The organism is Halolamina sp. CBA1230 (assembly GCF_002025255.2).
Taxonomy (GTDB): Archaea; Halobacteriota; Halobacteria; order Halobacteriales; family Haloferacaceae; genus Halolamina.
In genome coordinates, this window is sequence record NZ_CP054587.1 from 1,097,812 (window position 1) to 1,116,195 (window position 18,384).

Here is an 18,384-nt window from a genome sequence, read left to right on the forward strand (position 1 = left end):
CGGTTGCGGATAGCCGTCGCTGGGTGGCTGAAGAACGTGCGGGGGCCCGTCGCGTCGACGGCGCCGCCGCTCGAAGTTGTGAGTTCAGGGGTCCGCAACGCGGACGCCCGAATAGTTACTGCGTCGCGAAAACGCTGAGCCGAGTTACAGGCGGGTCAGGTTCGTCGCGCGCGGGCCCTTGTCGGCCTGTTCGATGTCGAACTCGACCTCCTGGCCCTCCTCGAGGTCGGGGCCGCCGACGTCTTCCATGTGGAAGAACACGTCGTCGTCCGCGTCCTCAGTCTCGATGAATCCGTAACCGCCCGTGTCGTTGAAGAAGTCAACCGTACCAGTCGCCATTACGTCCCTACAAACCCGGGTCTGCCTGTTAACCCCTTCGGTCCGTCCCGGGGAAATCTCGCGGAGTTGTCGGCCTGTTCCGGCAAACCGTCGGTCCGACGGCTGCGTGCCGACGGGCCTTTACTCGCCGACGCCCGAGCCCCGGGCAGTGAACCCAGAGGACGTACGCGAGGAGTGGGCCGAGCGGACCGGCGAGTTCTCGCCGACGTACTACGCCCACAAGGGCCCGAACGAGGCCAGCGAGTCAGTCCGGGAGCTGCTCGAACACTTCCTCGACCACGAGGCGCGCGTCCTGGAGATCGGTTGTAGCTCCGGCCGCCACCTCGCCCACCTCCACGACGGCGGGTTCGAGAACCTCCACGGGATCGAACTCAACGCCGACGCCATCGACGTGCTCCGCGAGGAGTACCCCGACCTCGCCGCGGACGCGACGTTCCACGTCGGCGACGCCACCGAGATCCTGCCGGAGTTCGACGACGGCGCGTTCGACGCGGTGTACACCGTCGAGACGCTCCAGCACATCCACCCCGACGACGCCGAGACGGCGTTCGACGAGGTGGCTCGCGTGACCGACGACCTGCTGATCACCGTCGAGAACGAGTCCGCCCGCGGCGCGGGCGCCCGTGAGGACGCCGACGTCTCCTACGTCAACGACGAGTTCCCGCTGTACCACCGCGACTGGAAAGCCATCTTCGAGGAGCGCGGGTTCGCCCAGCTCCTCTCGGAGTCGAGCGAGCGCCGGGATCGGCTGCGGGCGTTCCGCCGTCCTTGACCGGCAGCGGGGCGTCTATTCGCCGTGCTGAACGGACAGCACCACCGCCTCGCCGTCGATCACCGTTTTCGCGCCGTCCCCGTCGACAGCTTCGGCGACCGTCTCGACGCGCACGCGGTCGTCGCCCAGCTCCTCGACGACCGCCACGCTCGCCCGCACCGTGTCGCCGGGGCGTACCGGCGCCTCGAACGCGAGGTCCTGCGAGAGATAGACGATGTCGCCCGGGAGCGATGCGAGCGCGGCGCTGATCAGCCCCGCACCGAGCATCCCGTGGGCGACGATCCCGCCGAAGAAGCCCTCCGCGGCGTACTCGGTGTCGGTGTGGAGCGGGTTCTCGTCGCCGGTGAGGTCGGCGTACTCCCGGATCGTCTCCTCGGTCACGTCGCGCTGTACTTCGGCATCGTCGCCGACGGTCGCAACGGGCATACCCCGACGGAGTCCCGGCGGCACCGTAGCTGCCCCGGTTCACATGTGAATACGGGCCTTGATAGCCCGGGAGCGACATCTGCCGGGTATGCCGACCGCACACAACGGCGACGTGGCGCTGGCCTACGACCGCGAGGGGCCGCGCGACGCGCCGACGGTGGCCTTCGTCGAAGGGCTCGGGTACGGGCGATGGATGTGGCAGTTCCAGCGCGACCCCCTCTCGGAAGCGTACGACACGATCGTGTTCGACAACCGCGGGACCGGGGAGTCCGACTGCCCGGAGGGGCCGTACACGATCGCCGAAATGGCGGGCGACCTCGACGCGGTGCTCGACGACGCCGGCGTCGAGTCGGCCCACGTCGTCGGCGCGAGCATGGGCGGGATGATCGCCCAGCGCTACGCGCTCGACTACGACCGCGCCGAGTCGCTGGCACTGCTCTGTACCTCCCACGGCGGCGAGGACGCGGTGCCGGTCCCGCCGGAGACGCAGGCGTTCATGTTCGACGTGCCCGAAGACGCCGACGAGCGCGAGGAGATCCGGTACAAGATGACGCCCGCGATCTCCGACGGGTTCGCCGAGGCGAGCCCGGACCTGCTCGAGGACATCGTCGACTGGCGGCTGGACTCCGACGCGAGCGAGGCCGGGCGGAACGCTCAGGCTGCTGCTGTGCAGGCGTTCGACGCCGCCGCGGAGCTCGACGACCTGACGCTCCCGACGCTGCTCATGCACGGCACCGACGACGAGGTGCTGCCCGTCGAGAACGCCCACGCGCTCGCGGACCGACTCCCCCACGCGGAGCTCGAACTGTTCGAGGGCGGCCCGCACCTCTTCTTCGTCGAGCAGGCCGACGCCGTCACCGACCGGCTCCGGAGCTTCCTCGATTCGCATGCCTGAGGGGTTCTCGCCGGTCCACGGCCACAGCTCCCGCCCGTACGACTGGGTCGGCGCGTGGAGCGAGAAACGGGCGGAGCTCTCGCCCGACCGCGTGGGGCTCGTCGACGACACGACCGGCCGGGAGTTCACGTACGCCGACCTCGACGCCCGCGCGAACCGGACCGCGCGGCTGCTCCGCGACCACGGCGTCGCCGAGGGCGGGCGCGTCGCGGTCGTCTCACGGAACCGCCCAGCGCTGGTGGACCTCTTTTTCGCCTGCGGGAAAACCGGGGGCGTGCTCGCGCCGCTCTCGCACCGACTCGCCGCGCGGGAACTCGGCGAACTGCTCCTCAACGTCGACCCGGAACTGCTCGTCGTCGAGGCACCGTTCGTCGAGCCCGTCGAGGACGCGCTCGCCCGCGTCGACGTGGGAACGACGGTTCACGCGCTGCCCGCGGCGGAGGACGAACGGGACGACGTGGACGACCACCCCTCCCTCCTCGAGGAGCGCCCGGCGGACGACTCCCCCGTCGAGACGGCCGACCTCGCGATGGACGACCCGGCGCTGTTCCTCCACACCGGCGGCTCGACCGGCACCCCGAAGGAGACCGTGCTGACCCACGGCGGCCTGCTCTGGAACTCATTCAACACGATCACGGCGTGGGGGCTGCGCGAGGACGACACCACGCCGATGGTGTTCCCGATGTTCCACACCGGCGGCTGGAACGTGCTCACGCTCCCGCTGTTCCACATGGGCGGGACGGTCGTGATCGCCCGGGAGTTCGACCCCGGCGAAGTGCTCCACCTCGTCGAGGAGACGAACGCCTCGGTGCTCGTCGCGGTGCCCGCGGTGCTGCGGATGATGACCGAACACGACGACTGGGAGACTACGGACCTCTCGACGCTCCGCTTCGCGAAATCGGGCGGTGGCCCGTGCCGCGACGCGGTGCTGCGGGCGTGGTGGGACCGCGGCGTCGACCTCTCGCAGGGGTACGGGCTGACCGAGTGCGGGCCGAACAACTTCACGATGCCCGACGGCTGGCCCCGCGAGAAGGCTGATAGCGTCGGCGTGCCGGCGATGCACGTCGACGCCCGCGTGGTCGACGATTCGGGCGAGGAGGTCGAGCAGGGCGAGGTCGGCGAACTCGAACTCGCCTCCCCGCACGCGGCTGATCGCTACTGGGCGAACGACTCGGAGACACGCGGCACCTTCGGCGCGACGGGCGACGCCGACCACGGTTGGGTCTCCACGGGCGACCTCGTGCGCGTCGACGAGGCGGGGTACTACTCCATCGAGGGCCGGAAGAAGAACATGTTCGTCTCCGGCGGCGAGAACGTCTACCCCGCCGAGGTGGAGAACGCGCTCACCGACCACCCCGAGGTCGACGAGGCGGTCGTGATCCCGATCCCCGACGAGACGTGGGGCGAGGTGGGGAAGGCGGTGGTCGTCGGCGACGAGTCGCTGACGCTCTCGGAGCTGACGGAGTTCTTGGATGGTCGGCTGGCGTCGTTCAAACACCCGAAAGCGCTGGCGTTCGTCGAGGAGATGCCGACCTCCGGGCCGTCGAAGATCGACCGGAGCGCGGTGGACGAGCGGTTCGGGGAGTCGGAGTAAGTAGTCTGTGCGGATCTACCGGAGTTTCCAGAGTCTCCGACTTCCGAAGACGACGCCAGCTACTCCACCAGCCAGAAGGGTGATTGCAGTAATCGAGTCGGCGTAGTTCGTCGAGCAGGACGGTTCCATCCCCTGCCCACCCCAACAGGTCGTAACGGGGTAACCCCAACCAACGACGACAAGTCCAACGCCGATAACGAGTGCCACGAGCCCGACGAGGGCGGGAATCCAAGAGTCGGCCATCAGGTTTCTTTTGGGTCGAATGCAAAAGAAGGTATCTGTATCTACTACGAGTTCCACAGACAACACTCGGGAAACGGACCGTATCGGCCACCGGCAGCGAAGCAATCGATCAGTTTCCGACTTCCTTCAGCGCCCTCTCGTACAAGTCGTCCGCTATCCAGAACCCTGCCTCGCGGAGCGCGTCGAGTTCCGTTTTCAGGTCGATCTCGTCGGCGTTTGCTGCTTTGAGTAGGATGCCGACGACACCAGCCATGCTGAGGTCGTGCCGCCGGGCCACCTTTCTACCTTCCTTCTCGTCGAGCAGAACGAGATCCGCGTCCTGCTCGATCGCGTAGCAGATCGCTGCTGCCTCACCCAGATCCAGCCTCTGGAAGAGTTCGACGAACAGGTCAGACCGTTCGACTTCGACAGTCCGCAGAAACTCGCTTTCTCGGAGTTCACGAAGGGAGTCCAGCCCGTCTTCACCGTCCGTGAGTTCCGACCAGACCTGCTCCGGGATCGTCAATCCGGAGAACTGCGATTCGAGAAGATCGAGTCGGCCGATGAGCGAGAGGTTCAGCAGCGGAGAGGTGTTGGAGACGACGAGATCCCTACTCGGCATACTCGATATCCTCAGCGAGCTCCGCCTCCGTGTAATGACGTGGGATGCCCCGCTCCCCGAGGAGGTCGTGGAACTCCCGCTTGGAGAGGTCCGCGAGGGCGCGCGCCTTCCCGAACGAGAGCGCGTCACGGACGTAGAGCGACACGGCGAGCTCCTGTTTCACCGCCGCGGACCGCTCGCGCTCGGGGATCTGGAGTGCGTCGTACACCTCGTCGTCGATCTCGATGGTGGCCATTACCGAACGGTTGGCCGCGCTAATTCTTGAGCGTTTGGCCGAATCAGCTACTCGTACGTCCCCACCATCCCGCCGTCGAACAGCAGATCCCCGCCGTTGAGGTGTTTCGCGTGCCGCGAGAAGCCGAACACGAACAGGTTCGCCACCTCGACGGGGCTCATCATCCGTTTCGTCCGTGACTGGCCGAGCATCACGTCCTCGACGACCTCCTGCTCCGTGAGGCCGCGCTGCTCGGCCGTCTCCGGGATCTGGCCCGTCACCAGCGGCGTCGAGACGTACCCCGTCGAGACCGAGAACGCCCGGACGGTTCCCTCCCCCTCCGCGGCGAGGGACTGCGTGAGCCCGCGGAGCCCGAACTTGCAGACGTTGTACGCCACCTTGTCGCTCGTGGTGTAGTGACCGTGGACCGACGCCATGTTGCCGACGGCGCCGCCGCCCGCCTCGTGGATGTGCGGGAACGCGTGCTTGGCCAGCAGCGTGGGCGCGCGGAGCATCACCGCTTGCATCAGGTCGTACTGCTCGGCCGGGAACTCCTCGATCGACGCGACGTGCTGCAGGCCGGCGACGTTCGCGAGGAAGCGCAGGTCGCCGTAGTCGGCCGCGGTCTCGACGATCCGTTCGATGTCGCTGTCGTCGGTCAGGTCCCCTTCGATCGTGTGGACCGCGCCGTCGGCGTCGAACTCCGCCGCGCGGTCGACGGTGCCGGCGAGCCCGTCGGCGTCCACGTCCGTCGCGGCGACGGTGCAGCCGTTGGCCGCGAGCGCGACCGCGACGGCGTGGCCGATCCCCGACGCCGCGCCGGTCACGAGCGCGACCGAGTCGGCGGCGTAGCGGTCGTCGTCGACGTCGAGGACGTTCGCGGCGGTGAGGTCCGGGCCGTCGGTGCCCGGGGCGGGGTCGTCGGTCATAGACGTAGGGCTGTCCCCGGACCACCCAATAAGGGCGGGTTCAGGTATGAACCCCGCCTCCCCACGGAAACCCTTAACACGGAACCCGTGAATCGTTCATGATGGTACAGTACCGACGTCCATGATCGACATCGCACTCGATATGCGGCAGTACGACTGCCCGTTCATCGACACGACCGACGACGCCGAGCTGAGCTTCGCCGCCTCCTACTGGGAGTTCAACCCTGCGGCGGAGAAGCTCGAGACGCGAATGGTCGTGGAGGCGCCGGACCGCCACGAGCTCGATCAGGGGCTGTCGATGCTGCGTGAGCATCGGGGGATGGAGGGGTTCGACCTGCTCGCCAAGCGCGACGGCGCGGCCCGCATCCGGACGACGATCCAGGAGACCAGCGCGATGAGCACGATCCGGCAGAACGACGGCTACGTCACCGGCCCGTTCTACATCGAGGACGGCCGCGAGACGTGGCACGTCGGCTTCGACAACCACGGGCTCGCCGACGGCGCGCTCGCCGGGCTCGAGCGCAACAACGATTTCTCGGTGCTCTCCCGCCAGGACACCAGCATCCCGGAGATCTCCGAACTCATGAGCAACGCCGGCGCGGCGATGACGCTGATCGACGGCTGCCGGGAGCTCTCCGAGACCGAGCGCGAGACGCTCGAGACCGCGGTCGACGGCGGCTACTTCGAGAGCCCGCGGGGTGCGACGCTGGGCGATCTGGCCGACGAGTTCGACGTCTCCAAGCCCGCAGCGTCGAAGAACCTCCGCCGCGCGGAGCGGAAGCTCATCGCCCGCGCCGTCGACGCGATCGAGGACCTGGAGTAGCGATCCTTCTGCGGGCGGTCCGGGTTTTACATATTAACCTCCCACTACATGGTGGGAGAGAGCCCCACAATGAGGACATGGCGCGAAAGCTATCGCGGCGGGGGCTGCTCCGAGCGACGGGGGTAGCCGGCGTCGCCGGACTCGCTGGCTGTACAGACGCACTGAGTGGCGGGAGCGGCATGAGCATCGGCGTGCTCCAGCCCCTGTCGGGCGACCTGAGCTACTACGGCGACCAGGCGCTGTGGGGCTTTTTCTCCGGGCTGGCGTACAAGGGCGACAGTGACCCGATCGGGGAGGCGAGCACCGGGACCCACACCGCCACCGTCGGCGACACCGAGTACGAACTGATCGTGCGCGACACGGGGTTCAGCGCCGACACCGCCCAGTCGGCGGCGACCGACCTCGTGGAGAACGAGGACGTCGACATGCTGTTCGGCACCGCCTCCTCCAGCGCGGCCACCCGTGTGATCGACACCGTCGTCGACACCGCGGACGTGCCGTTCATGGCCGGACCCGCGGCGTCGGCAGGGATCTCCTCGAACGAGGGGACCTGTTCGGATATCGTGTTCCGGGCCTCCGAGAACACGGCGATGGACGCCCGCTCGGGCGGCCAGTACGTCGCCAACGAGACCGACATCTCGTCTGTGTACCTGTTCGGCGCCGACTACTCCTTCGGCCGCGCGGTCGTCAACAACTACGAGCAGGTGCTCTCGAACAACGGCGTCGAGATCCTCGACAAACGGTTCGTCCCGCAGGGGTACAGCGAGTGGGACGGCCTGCTCCAGAACGCCGAGGACGCGGGCGCCGACGGCGTCGTCGGCGGCTTCACGGTCTCGACGCTCCCGCAGATGTTCACGTCCTACCTGCAGGGCGACTACAGCTACTCGGTGTTCGGTGGCCTCGCGACGCGAGTCACCAGCAACGTGGTGGGACAGACGCTCCAGCAGGCGCTCGGCGAACCCCTCACCCAGGAGAAGCTCGACAACTCCGGGCTCGGCCCGTTCACGACCCGCTACCACTGGAACCAGTACGACAACGAGATCAACAGCTCGTTCGTCGAGACGTACACCGACGCCTACGGCGTGGTGCCGGACCTGTTCTCCTCGGGGACGTTCACCGCCGCCTCCGCGATCGTCCAGGCGGTCGACGCCTCGGGCTCCACGGGCGGCGCCGACGTGGCGGAGGCGCTCCGGGGCATGACCGTCACGGACACGCCGAAAGGCGAGGACGGCTACACGTTCCAGGAGTACAACAACCAGGCCCGCTCGGCGATGACGGTCGCCAACCTCGCACCCACCAGCGACGAGTGGAGCGACAGCTGGGGTGCGGCGATCCAGCCCGGCGAGCCGCTGGCGACGATCGACAAGGATGAGACCACGATCCCCGCCGACGCGCCGGGGATGAACTGCTCGCTGTAGATGCTCCGCACCGCCGGACTGACCAAGAACTTCGGCGGCCTCACCGCCGTCGACGACGTCGACTTCCGGCTCCGCGAGGGGGAGCTCTGCTCGCTGATCGGCCCCAACGGCGCCGGCAAGACGACGTTCTTCGACCTGCTGACCGGCGCGCTCGAGCCTTCGGACGGCGAGATCGAACTCCGCCGGGACGGCGGGTGGGAGTCGCTCACCGGCGCCACCCCGGCCGAGGTCGCACAGGCGGGGGTCCACCGGTCGTACCAGATAACGAACGTGTTCCCCGAGCGGACTGTGCTCGAGAACGTCCGCGTGGCCGCACAGGCCGCCGGCGAGAACGCCTGGCGGGGGTGGCGCAACACCGCGACGTTCGAGGAGCACGTCGAGGAGGCCCACCGCATCCTGGACCGCGTCGGCCTGGACGCGCTGGCCGAACGCCCGGCGAGAGCGCTCTCCCACGGCGAGAAACGCCAACTGGAGGTCGGTATCGCGCTCGCGGGCGATCCCGACGTGCTGCTGCTCGACGAGCCCAACGCGGGCGTCTCCAGCGAGAGCGTCGACGACATCATCGACCTGATCGCCGACGTGGCGACCGACCACGCGGTGCTGCTGGTCGAGCACAACATGGACATCGTGATGAACGTCTCCGACCGCATCGTCGTGCTGAACCAGGGCGCCGTCATCGCCGACGACGAGCCCGCGGCCGTCCGGGGCGACCCTGACGTACAGCGGGCGTACCTCGGCGGGTACGGTGACGGGGACAGTACCGACGAGGACTCGACCGACGAGGAGGTGGCGGGCGCGTGAGCCTGCTCGAACTCGACGGCGTCGAGACGTACTACGGCGAGAGCCACATTCTCGAGGGCGTCGACCTCGAAGTGGCGGAGGGCGAGGTGGTCGCGCTGATGGGCCGCAACGGCGTGGGGAAGACCACGACGCTGCGGAGCATCCTCCAGCTCACCCCGCCCCGCGAGGGGTCGATCCGCTACCGGGGCGAGGAGCTGGTCGGCAAGGAGACCCACGAGGTCGCCGACGCCGGCGTCGGCTGGATCCCCGAGGACCGCCGGATGTTCAGCCAGCTGACCGTCGAGGAGAACGTCCGTATCGCCGTCCCGAAGGGGGATGACGTCGAGGCGGGGCTCGACCTCGCCTGGGACGCGTTCCCCGACCTCGCGGAGATCAGCGACCGTCACGCCGGCGACCTCTCGGGCGGGCAGCAGCAGATGCTCGCCATCGCCCGCGGGCTGGTCGGCGGGAACGACCTGCTGCTGGTCGACGAGCCCAGCGAGGGGCTCGCGCCGCTGATCGTGGAGGCCGTCCACGACGCGCTCGAGGCGGCCGCCGGCGAGACGACGATCCTGCTGGTCGAGCAGAACCTCCCGATGGCGCTCGACCTCGCGGACCGGTTCTACGTACTGGACCACGGCGTCGTCGTCGACAGCGGCGACGCCGACGAGGTGTCGACCGACTCCGAACGGCTCAGGAGGCATCTCTCGGCATGACGGGGAGCGTCCTCGCGCCGCTGCTCGTCGACGCGCTGGGGGAGTTCCTCCGGCCCGGGACGCTGTCGGAAGTGTTCGTCAACGGGCTCTCGAAGGCCGCGCTGTACGCGATGATCGCCAGCGGGCTGACGCTGGTGTTCGGGCTGCTGGGCGTACTCAACTTCGCCCACGGCTCGTTCACCATGCTCGGCGCGTACCTCGGCGGGCTGGTGATGGTGGTGCTGGTCGGGAGCGCGACGGGCGACCTCGCCCGCGTGCTGTTCTTCCTACTCGGCACGCTGATCGTGTTCGCCGCGATCGGCGCGCTGGGCGGCGCCGTCGAGGTGGGGTTGATCCGCCAGCTGTACGACCGCCCGCCGATCTACCAGATCCTCCTCACGTTCGGGGTCGCGCTGGTGCTCGACGAGGCGGCCCGCATCCTGGTCGCGTTCTACGGCATCCAGCCGATCACCGACTGGCGCGCGGCGCTGGGCACCAAGCCCGCGTTCATGGTCGAGAACATCGAGTTCGCCGGCCTGACGGTCGCGCCGCTGGCGCTGTTCCAGATCGTCTTCGGCGTCGTCACCATCGGCGCGGTCTGGCTGTTCCTCACCCGGACCCGCTACGGGATGGTGGTCCGGGCCGGCAGCGAGGACGACGAGATGACCGCCGCGCTGGGGATCGACGTGAACCGCGTGTTCACGACCGTGTTCGCGCTCGGCTCCGCGGTCGCCGGCGTCGCCGGCATGCTGCTGATGTGGGACCCCGTCTGGGGGGCGAGCCTCCCGCTGGCCCACGAGACGCTGCTGCCCGCGTTCGTCGTCGTGATCGTCGGTGGCCTCGGCACGTTCCGGGGTACCGTCGTCGCGGCCGGGCTCGTGGGGATGGTCGACGCGACGATGACCTGGTGGTTCCAGAACGCGATCACGTTCACCGGCCTCCCCGAGATGATGATCTTCCTCGTGCTCGTGCTGACGCTGATCGTGCGGCCACAGGGACTGTTCGGCGTCGAGGAGGTGGGTGGCCATTAGCTCCCCTGCTGCCGACGCCGGTGAGGAGTCCGACCCGGCCGCGCCCGAGGAGAACAGCATCGCGGCCGCCAGCGGGGGCGAGTGGTGGCGCCGCTACCTCCGCGAGCACACCGCCCACGCGCTCGTGGTCGGGGCGCTCGCACTGTACCCGTTCGTCTACGCGCTGCTCGTCGCGTCGCCGCTGGGGACCGAGGCCGAGACGCTGCTCCCCCGCGTCGAGACGATGGTCGGCGTGTTCTACTTCGGCCTGTTCGCGATGTCGTTCGACTTCGTCTCGGGCTACACCGGCTACCTCTCGTTCGGCCACGCGATCTTCTACGGTACGGGCGCGTACTTCGTCGTGCTCGCGGCCAACGGGCAGGTGCCGCTGCTCGCGCCGGGGACGCCGTTCATGCTCCTGCTGCTGATCGGGGGGATGCTCGCGGTCGTCGTCGCGCTGGCGATCGGCGCGCTCTCCTTCCGGCTCTCGGGGGTGTATTTCGCGATGATCACGCTCGGGTTCGCCCAGGTCGCGTACGTGTTCGTCCGCGGCTGGGACTACGTGAGCGAGAACCCACAGGACGGCGCCGCGGTGTCGACGGAGATGCACCCCGGCGGCTTCGACATCGGGGTTCCCGGGATCGACGCGCTCAACCTCGCGATCGGCCGACTGACCGGCGACAGCATCGACCTACTGTTCGTCGAACTCGGCGGGACCGAGGTGTCGTACTACATGGTCGGGCTGGTGGTGCTGGGCTGCTACCTCGCGATGCAGCGGCTGATCCACTCCCCGTTCGGTACGGTGCTGCTGGCGATCCGCGAGAACGAGGAGCGCGCCGAGGCGGTCGGCTACGACCCGTTCCGGTTCAAGCTGGCGGCGTTCGCGATCAGCGGCTTCTTCGCCGCGATCGCGGGCGGGCTGTTCGCCGGCTTCCGGCGCTCGGTCGCCCCCGACAACTCGATGTACTTCCTCGTCACCGGCGACGCGCTGCTGGCGTCGATCATCGGCGGGTTCGGCACGCTCGCCGGGCCGCTGTACGGCCGGCTGTTCGACGAGACCGTCCGGGAGTTCCTCTCGAAGCGGGGGTCCGGCGGCGGGCTACTGCCGTACCTCCGGGAACACCTGCCGGCGGGCGTGATCGAGGCCGACCTCGTGGGCGGGCTCACGGTTGGCGGCGCAATCGAGACGTTCCTCAACGGCCACGCCAGCCTCTACGTCGGCGTGATCTTCGTGCTGTTCGTGCTGTACGTCCCGAACGGCCTGCTCGGCACCGTCCGTGACCGCCTCGGCGGCACGGTCGCGAAACAGCTCCCGGACTACCTCGACCGGTACCGCCGCGACTGATCGGTCGGGGGCTTTCGACTGCAACGCAATGACCGTCTCACTCACCGGCTACGGCCGCGACGTACCGCAGGAAACCATCACGGGCGAGGAGATCGCCGACCGCTCGGGGATCCCCGAGGACGTGGTCGTCGAGAAGATGGGCGTCGCCGAGAAACACGTCTGCCCGTCCGACGACGACCACGCCACCGACATGGGCGTCGCCGCGGCCCGCGACGCGCTCGCCGACGCCGGGGTCGACGCCACCGACGTGGAGCTGGTGCTGTACCACGGCTCGGAGTACAAGGACCACGTCGTCTGGTCGGCCGCCGCGGACATCGCCGACCGACTCGGCGCCGAGAACGCCTACGCAACCGAGAGCTACTCGCTCTGTGCCGGCCAGCCGATCGCGCTCCGGCAGGTCGCCGCACAGATCGAAGCCGGCGACGTGGGGACGGCGCTGCTCGTGGGCGCCAGCCGCGAGGAGGACCTCGTGGACTACACCGACGCGGACGCCTCGTTCATGTTCAACTTCGGTTCGGGGGCGTGTGCGACCGTGCTCGAACGCGGCGCCGGCGAGCGCGCGCTCGCGACGGTCCACGGCCACGCCGCGAAAACCGACGGCTCGTTCTCGCGGGACGTGATCATGCCCGCCGGCGGCTCCGAGCTCCCGCCCAGCGCGACGACCGTCGACGAGGGGCTGCACACGCTGACGGTGCCCGACCCCGACGGGATGAAGGAGCGGCTGGGCGAGGTGAGCCTCGCGAACTTCCTTGCCGTCGCCGACGACGCGCTCGCCGAATCGGGGCTGACCCGGGAGGATATCGACTTCGTCGCGCTCACCCACATGAAGCGCTCGTTCCACGAGTACCTCACCGACGAACTGGGCGTCGGCGACGGCCACCATTACCTCGACGAGTACGGCCACGTCCAGAGCGTCGACCAGGTGCTCGCGCTGGACGAGGGGCTGGAACGCGGGCTGGTGGAGGACGGCGACGTGGTGCTGTTCCTGGCGGCGGGGACGGGGTACACCTGGGCGGCGAGTGTGCTGCGCTGGGTCGACTGAGGGTCGGTCATCGCTCGGTTTTAGCCGAATCTTCCGTCGAAACGCCTGCGACGTCGCTCGTGCGTAAACAGTGATTGGTCAACCCCGGAGACGACCAACCGGTAGGAGAGTGGAGAGCCCCAATAGTGACAGCAACCTGGAAAAATCTTTTTATTAACGTACTCCAGAGTTTTCATGTGGTGAGTTAACAATGAGCACCTTCAGCCAGAGGCTCAACGGGGTGTACCAATGGCGGGGGAGTTAGACGTTCGAGACGTTTCAGTGGTGTATAGTAGTCAGATATGGAGGCTCACGAAGAAGAATATCGCAGTTGCAACGGGAATAACGGGCGACGGCCGACATGTACAGGGTATCGGGACGAGCCGATGGTCGGGAGATACGGCGATGGATGGAGCAATCGAGAACCTCAAAGAGAACGCCAGAACGAGAGATTTCTCGTTTCAAATCGTTGCGCTGGAAGGCGGATACGCAAACGTTCGTATCGAATTTCTGGATGAACAGGGGATCTACCGAACAACGGGCTCAACACGGGGGTTAACCGCAAACAAGCGGGTTGAAGTCAACGCATCGAAAGAAGGGAGGAGTGTGAGCGCGAATAACGATGAGAGCGGGTTCTCGTTGGAGAATGTTGGATTCGGTCGGCGAGATTGGTCGGAGATGCTCGACGGCGCATTAGACTCCGCCGAATCGAGACTTGACCGCGTCGGTACCACCTCTGTTTAACAATTCAAAGACGCGATTCCGTTTCTCCCTAACATCCCTTTCAGTCAGTTGGTAGCGCATGGGAGCCACTCCTGTCGCTGGCTGCACACTCTATATTCAGCGAGCCGCTTTTCACGGCCACGTGGTGGCTCCTGATCTCACGTGTACAGCATCGCTCTCTACTAGGGCTTCAGAATCTATCGTGCGTTTACGCGATAGCGGCTCACAGAACCTGTTTCCCTGAACAGCATCCGCGAGTGAAGGAGGGAGGCCCCCTAAAAAGGTTCAGACGAACGCCTGCCGGATCACTGCCGCCAGCACGCGCGCAAACCCCGTCCCGTCGCTCCAGAACGCCGACTCGTCGGCGACAGTCGGCATCTCGTCGGTCGGCTGCACGCTCAGCAGCACGGTGTCGCCGTCGACCAGCAGCACGCGACCCACGCTGAGCTCCGGCGCCGCGTCCTCGACGTCGATCACGGACAGTCCCGCGTCGCTCGCGGCCGCACGCACCTCGGCGTCGGCGCTGGCGACGGTCACGTCGACGCGCTCGCTCGCGGCGTCGACGAGCGCGTCGGCCACGTCGCCGGTCAGCAGCGCCAGGTTGCTCGTCGCGAACAGCACCTCGTGCTCGGCGCCCGCGACCAGCGAGGTGATGCGGGCCGTGACGTTCTCCCGCCCCTCCGTGGTCCAGATCGCCTCGCGGTCGTCGGAGGGAGCCTGCTGGCCGCGGACCGTCTCCAGGTGGTCGAACGCGTCCTCGGCGGCCGACTTCAGCCGGTCGTACAGCAGTTCCCGGGCCTCGTCGACGGGAACCGGGCGGTAGCGAGTGGGCGAACCCTCTTGGACGTCGATCAGTCCCAGGCCCTCCAACTCGTCCGTCGCGCCGTACACCTGCGACCTGGGCACCTCCGTCACCTGTGCGACCTCGCTCGCGCTGGCGACGCCGATCTTCTGGAGGCCGACGAACGTCCGGGCCGCGTACGTCGAGAGCCCGAGTTCGGTCAGCGCGTTCGCGGCGTCGGCGTCGTCCATCACTCCTCCTCGCGGGTCCAGGCCTGTTCGATCCGACTGAGCTGTGCCTCGGTGAGCTCCTCGTGCTCGAAGCTCTCGTAGGCGTCCGCGAGGTCCGCCGCCGTCACCGAGCCCGCGGCGGTGACGCGCTCGAACACGTCGGTCACGACCTCGACCTCGCGGTCGCCGGCCGTCTTGTGGCTCTCGCCGTCGACGACGATCACGCCGTCGAAGCCGAACGTGTCGCCGTCCGTGGCGTCCTCGGGCACCGTAGTCGTGTACTGGAGCGTCGGGTTCTCGCCGTCGAACGCTGCCGAGACCACGCCGTCGGTCGCGACCGCCCGTTCCGGTTCGGGCGTCGCGGACGCGACGGCCGAACGGCCGTCGACGCGCTCGGACAGTACCGTACGGCCGTCGACGCCGCCGGTCTCGACGGTCACTGTGACCGTGCCGCCGGGGCCGACGACCGAGCGGTCGAAGCGGCGTTCGGCGCGGGGCCCCTCGCCCGGCACGGTGCCCGCCGCACTATCGTCGTCGTCCTCGTCCGGCGCGGGGAACACGCCGTCCGGGCCGACGTATCGCGTCCAGACCGCGAGCAGCGAGGGCAGCACCAGCACGCTCGCGAGGAACGCGTAGATGATCGTCAGCCCGGTGATCTGGCCGAACTGCTGCAGCGGCGGCAGGATCGCGAAGATCAGCACGCCGAACCCGCCGACCGTCGTGGCAGCCGACCCCAGCAGCGCGCCGCCGGTGCCGGTGACCGCCCGCTCCATCGCGGTCCAAATCTCGCCGGTGCGTTCCAGCTCCTGGTTGTACCGCTCGGAGAGGTGGATGCTGTACGCCACCCCCAGCCCGACGGTGAGGCTGGTGATCATCCCCGTGATCACGTTGAACGGGATCTCCAGCAGATGCATCGTGCCGAGGATCCACGTCACGCTGAACGCGACCGGGAGCAGCGTCACCGCCCCCAGGCTCGCGCTGCCCTCCGTGATCCGGTAGGCGATCATGAGGAACACGAACGTCGCCACCAGCGTGATGATCAGACTCTCGACGACGGTCTCGAGCAGCTGGTCTTGGACGATCTTGTTCAGGACCGCGCTCCCCGTCGCGGTGGCGTCCAGCCCCTCGCCGTCGACCTCGTCGGCCACGTCGCGCATCGACTCGGTGACGGCGTCGCCGTTCGCGCCGCCCTGGATCGAGACGACGATCCGCATCGCGGTGTACTCGCCGTCCTCCCGGTTGATCACGTCCGACGCACGGTCGGGCGCGACCTCGAACAGCTCGTCGTACAGCGCGCCGAGGTTTCGGTCGGGGACGCCGTCGTCGTCCGTGTCCGCGGCCGCGAACTCCTCGGCGAAGGAGTCGTTCTCCGCGGCGACGGCTTCCATCACCGACAGCGGGCTCTCGATCCGCGGTTCGCCGTTCGAGAGCGTCTGTGTCACGTTGTCGTGCTCGGCCGCCGTCTCCTCGGCGTCGGCGACGCGCTGGAGCACGTCGTCGTCGGTGAGATCACCGCCGTCGGGGCGTATCAGAATCTGTGCCTGCGAGTCCTGCCGCAGGAAGTTCTCGTTGACGTACTCGAGGTTCGACTTCGCGGTGTACTCGCTCGGCGCGAACGGCTCGGGTAGGTCCTTCATCCAGTCCGCGGGGTCCTCCGCGATGAAGTCCGACTGCTCGAAGGAGGTGTCGACCTGTGTCGCGCCGTACCCCCCGCCGGCGCTGAGAACCAGTGCCAGCACGATCACGAGGTACGGGCTCTTGCGCGCCGCGGTGGCGCCGACGGAGAGCACCGACGAGAACGCGCCGCCGCCGGTGCCGAACGCCGGCTTCCGGCGGTCGATCCCGCGGGCTTCCAGGAACTCGTCGAGTTCGACCTTCATCGCTGGGATCAGCAGGCCGAACACCAGCAGCGCCGCGACGATCCCCGCCGCGCTCACGATGCCGAACTCCCGGATCGGCGGCACCGGGCTGGTGACGTTCGACAGGAAGCCGATCACGGTCGTCGCCGTGACGTAGATCAGCGCGATCCCGACGCCGACGAGCGCGGTCCGCATCGAGCTGCGGGGGGCGCTCTCGCCACCGTTCCCGCGCTCCTCCCGGTGGCGCATGAAGATGTGGATCGCGTAGTCGATGCTCAGCCCGATCAGCAGCACCGGGACGGCGATGAAGATCTGGTTGAACGCGATGTCCGCCCAGCCCATGAAGCCGAACGTCCACGCGAGCACGGCGCCGATGCCGAACAGCCCCAGCAGGATGTCGAGCACGTCGCGGTAGGCGACCGCCAGGGCGATCAGCACGAAGATGATCGCCAGCGGCCCGACGATCAGCAGGCTATCGGTCATCGAGTTGTTGATCTCGTGGAAGATGATGCCGGCGCCGAAGACGAGGTACTCCCCGCCGTCGGCCTGGTCGGCCAGCTCCTGCATAGCCAACTGGGCGTCGGTCACGTCCTCACCCGCGGTCCCCTGCGAGGCGGAGCCCTCGCCCTCCATCGTCACGATCAGCATCGTCGCGTCGGCCTCGGTGGAGCCGGGGTCGTAGTCGGTCGGCATCAGGGCGAACGTCCCGGGCCCGTCGCCGCCGTTCCCGCCGGCGTCCTCGCCGAGCACGGTGCCGATCGTGTCGTGGATCTCCGACTCGTTCATCGAGCGGAGCTGCTCCTGCTGCTCCTCGAGCGTCGCGTTTTCGGCGTTCTCGTACTGCTGTTGCTCGGTTTCGAGCTCGTCAGCCAGCTCCTGCAGGCGGTCGGCGTCCGCCTGGAGCGCCTCGGAGCGGTTCTGGAGCGCGGCGTACTGATCCTCCAGCACGCCCTGTGTGCCGAGCTGGTACGCCTCCTGCGCCGCCGCCTCGGACTGTGCGTTCCGGAGCTGCTCGGCGGCGCGCTCGAACGTCGCGGCGTCCTCGTCGTCGAGTTCGACGGTCGTGTCCGCGCGCACGTCCGCGAACTCGGCCTCGACGCTCGCGTCGGGGTTCTGCCGGAGCGTCGTCAGCGACTCACGAAGCAGTTCAGCGGTTCGGCTCAGCGTCTCGTTGCGCTGCTCGATCGCCGCGCGCTCCTCGCTGACGCTCTCGTTGAGCGTCTCGAGTTCGGCGGCGGTCTGCTGGACGTCCTCCCCCTCCTCGGCGCTGATCGCGGCGATCGCGATCACGTTCGCGATGCTGGAGGTCGGTCGATCGCCCGAAAGCGTCGCGTTGGTCGTCTCGTTGTCGTGGAGCGTCTGCTGGTACTCCAGCATCCCCACGAGCGACCCCTCGTCGAGGACGTCGTCGTCGCGCTGGATCACCTGCGCGGTCGTGGTGTTTTCGTCGCCGGTCGAGAAGTTCTCCTCGGCGTAGTCCAGCGCCTCGCCCTCCGGCGAGTCGGTCTGGAACTGGTCGAGCGAGGACGTCTGCTCGACCATCGCTGCGCCGCTGCCGATGGCGACGGTGAGCACCAGCATCACCGCGATGACCACCTTGCTGTGGTCCATCACGGCGTCGACGACGGTGTCGACCCCTCTCATCCGCACCTCCGCGCGGCTCCGACCCGGTTGCCAGTCATCTGT

At 68.1% G+C, this 18,384-nt stretch carries 18 protein-coding genes; 11 read left to right on the forward strand and 7 right to left on the reverse strand.

Annotation, left to right across the window (positions count from 1 at the left end; all coding sequences use genetic code 11):
- Nucleotides 1-144: 144 nt before the first annotated feature.
- Nucleotides 145-339 (reverse strand): cold-shock protein, encoded by a 195-nt coding sequence (locus B4589_RS05590; RefSeq protein WP_049980416.1) that lies wholly within the window; start codon nucleotides 337-339, stop codon nucleotides 145-147.
- A gap of 148 nt (nucleotides 340-487) precedes the next feature.
- Here B4589_RS05590 and B4589_RS05595 point away from each other — a divergent pair, with 148 nt between their 5' ends.
- Entirely contained in the window at nucleotides 488-1,111 is a 624-nt protein-coding gene (locus B4589_RS05595) for a class I SAM-dependent methyltransferase (RefSeq protein WP_079233345.1), read from the forward strand.
- Between the two features lie 15 nt (nucleotides 1,112-1,126).
- On the opposite strand, the gene B4589_RS05600 is transcribed toward B4589_RS05595, so the two are convergent.
- A complete protein-coding gene (locus B4589_RS05600) occupies nucleotides 1,127-1,537 on the reverse strand; it encodes a MaoC family dehydratase (protein WP_079233346.1) in 411 nt (136 codons plus the stop codon).
- Between the two features lie 88 nt (nucleotides 1,538-1,625).
- Here B4589_RS05600 and B4589_RS05605 point away from each other — a divergent pair, with 88 nt between their 5' ends.
- Together B4589_RS05605 and B4589_RS05610 are read left to right on the forward strand one after the other, a co-directional pair.
- Nucleotides 1,626-2,432, forward strand: coding sequence for an alpha/beta fold hydrolase (locus tag B4589_RS05605; RefSeq protein WP_079233347.1), 807 nt, complete (start codon nucleotides 1,626-1,628; stop codon nucleotides 2,430-2,432).
- On the forward strand, nucleotides 2,425-4,026 hold the full coding sequence (locus B4589_RS05610) for an AMP-binding protein (RefSeq protein ID WP_079233348.1): 1,602 nt from the start codon (nucleotides 2,425-2,427) through the stop codon (nucleotides 4,024-4,026). Before B4589_RS05605 ends, B4589_RS05610 begins: the two co-directional genes overlap by 8 nt.
- Before the next feature lie 352 nt (nucleotides 4,027-4,378).
- Here the strand turns inward: B4589_RS05610 and B4589_RS05615 are convergent, their stop codons facing one another.
- From B4589_RS05615 to B4589_RS05625, 3 genes are read right to left on the reverse strand one after another with little or no spacing between them, the layout of a single operon-like run.
- Entirely contained in the window at nucleotides 4,379-4,870 is a 492-nt protein-coding gene (locus B4589_RS05615) for a DUF3368 domain-containing protein (RefSeq protein WP_079233349.1), read from the reverse strand.
- Nucleotides 4,860-5,105: a UPF0175 family protein gene (locus tag B4589_RS05620; RefSeq protein WP_079233350.1), complete on the reverse strand. Its 246-nt coding sequence runs from the start codon at nucleotides 5,103-5,105 to the stop codon at nucleotides 4,860-4,862. Before B4589_RS05620 ends, B4589_RS05615 begins: the two co-directional genes overlap by 11 nt.
- A 47-nt stretch (nucleotides 5,106-5,152) precedes the next feature.
- Nucleotides 5,153-6,013 (reverse strand): SDR family oxidoreductase, encoded by an 861-nt coding sequence (locus B4589_RS05625; RefSeq protein WP_079233351.1) that lies wholly within the window; start codon nucleotides 6,011-6,013, stop codon nucleotides 5,153-5,155.
- 121 nt (nucleotides 6,014-6,134) lie between these two features.
- Here B4589_RS05625 and B4589_RS05630 point away from each other — a divergent pair, with 121 nt between their 5' ends.
- From B4589_RS05630 to B4589_RS05665, 8 genes are all read left to right on the forward strand, one after another.
- Entirely contained in the window at nucleotides 6,135-6,836 is a 702-nt protein-coding gene (locus B4589_RS05630) for a helix-turn-helix domain-containing protein (RefSeq protein WP_079233352.1), read from the forward strand.
- Nucleotides 6,837-6,913: 77 nt separating this feature from the next.
- Nucleotides 6,914-8,254 (forward strand): ABC transporter substrate-binding protein, encoded by a 1,341-nt coding sequence (locus B4589_RS05635; protein WP_079233353.1) that lies wholly within the window; start codon nucleotides 6,914-6,916, stop codon nucleotides 8,252-8,254.
- On the forward strand, nucleotides 8,255-9,055 hold the full coding sequence (locus tag B4589_RS05640) for an ABC transporter ATP-binding protein (protein WP_079233354.1): 801 nt from the start codon (nucleotides 8,255-8,257) through the stop codon (nucleotides 9,053-9,055). It begins immediately after the preceding gene.
- The gene (locus B4589_RS05645) at nucleotides 9,052-9,750 is read left to right on the forward strand and encodes an ABC transporter ATP-binding protein (protein ID WP_079233355.1); all 699 of its coding nucleotides are present in this window, start codon (nucleotides 9,052-9,054) and stop codon (nucleotides 9,748-9,750) included. Before B4589_RS05640 ends, B4589_RS05645 begins: the two co-directional genes overlap by 4 nt.
- Nucleotides 9,747-10,760, forward strand: coding sequence for a branched-chain amino acid ABC transporter permease (locus tag B4589_RS05650; protein ID WP_079233356.1), 1,014 nt, complete (start codon nucleotides 9,747-9,749; stop codon nucleotides 10,758-10,760). The genes B4589_RS05645 and B4589_RS05650 overlap by 4 nt, the downstream gene beginning before the upstream one ends.
- A gap of 223 nt (nucleotides 10,761-10,983) precedes the next feature.
- Complete coding sequence (locus tag B4589_RS05655) at nucleotides 10,984-12,084, forward strand: branched-chain amino acid ABC transporter permease (RefSeq protein WP_394353852.1); 1,101 nt, start codon at nucleotides 10,984-10,986, stop codon at nucleotides 12,082-12,084.
- Between the two features lie 28 nt (nucleotides 12,085-12,112).
- Entirely contained in the window at nucleotides 12,113-13,126 is a 1,014-nt protein-coding gene (locus tag B4589_RS05660; RefSeq protein ID WP_079233357.1) for a 3-oxoacyl-ACP synthase, read from the forward strand.
- A gap of 228 nt (nucleotides 13,127-13,354) precedes the next feature.
- The gene (locus tag B4589_RS05665) at nucleotides 13,355-13,849 is read left to right on the forward strand and encodes a hypothetical protein (RefSeq protein ID WP_143414277.1); all 495 of its coding nucleotides are present in this window, start codon (nucleotides 13,355-13,357) and stop codon (nucleotides 13,847-13,849) included.
- Nucleotides 13,850-14,113: 264 nt separating this feature from the next.
- On the opposite strand, the gene B4589_RS05670 is transcribed toward B4589_RS05665, so the two are convergent.
- Nucleotides 14,114-14,860 (reverse strand): TrmB family transcriptional regulator, encoded by a 747-nt coding sequence (locus B4589_RS05670; RefSeq protein ID WP_079233358.1) that lies wholly within the window; start codon nucleotides 14,858-14,860, stop codon nucleotides 14,114-14,116.
- Nucleotides 14,860-18,342 (reverse strand): MMPL family transporter, encoded by a 3,483-nt coding sequence (locus B4589_RS05675; protein ID WP_079235179.1) that lies wholly within the window; start codon nucleotides 18,340-18,342, stop codon nucleotides 14,860-14,862. The genes B4589_RS05670 and B4589_RS05675 overlap by 1 nt, the downstream gene beginning before the upstream one ends.
- Between the last annotated feature and the right edge of the window lie 42 nt (nucleotides 18,343-18,384).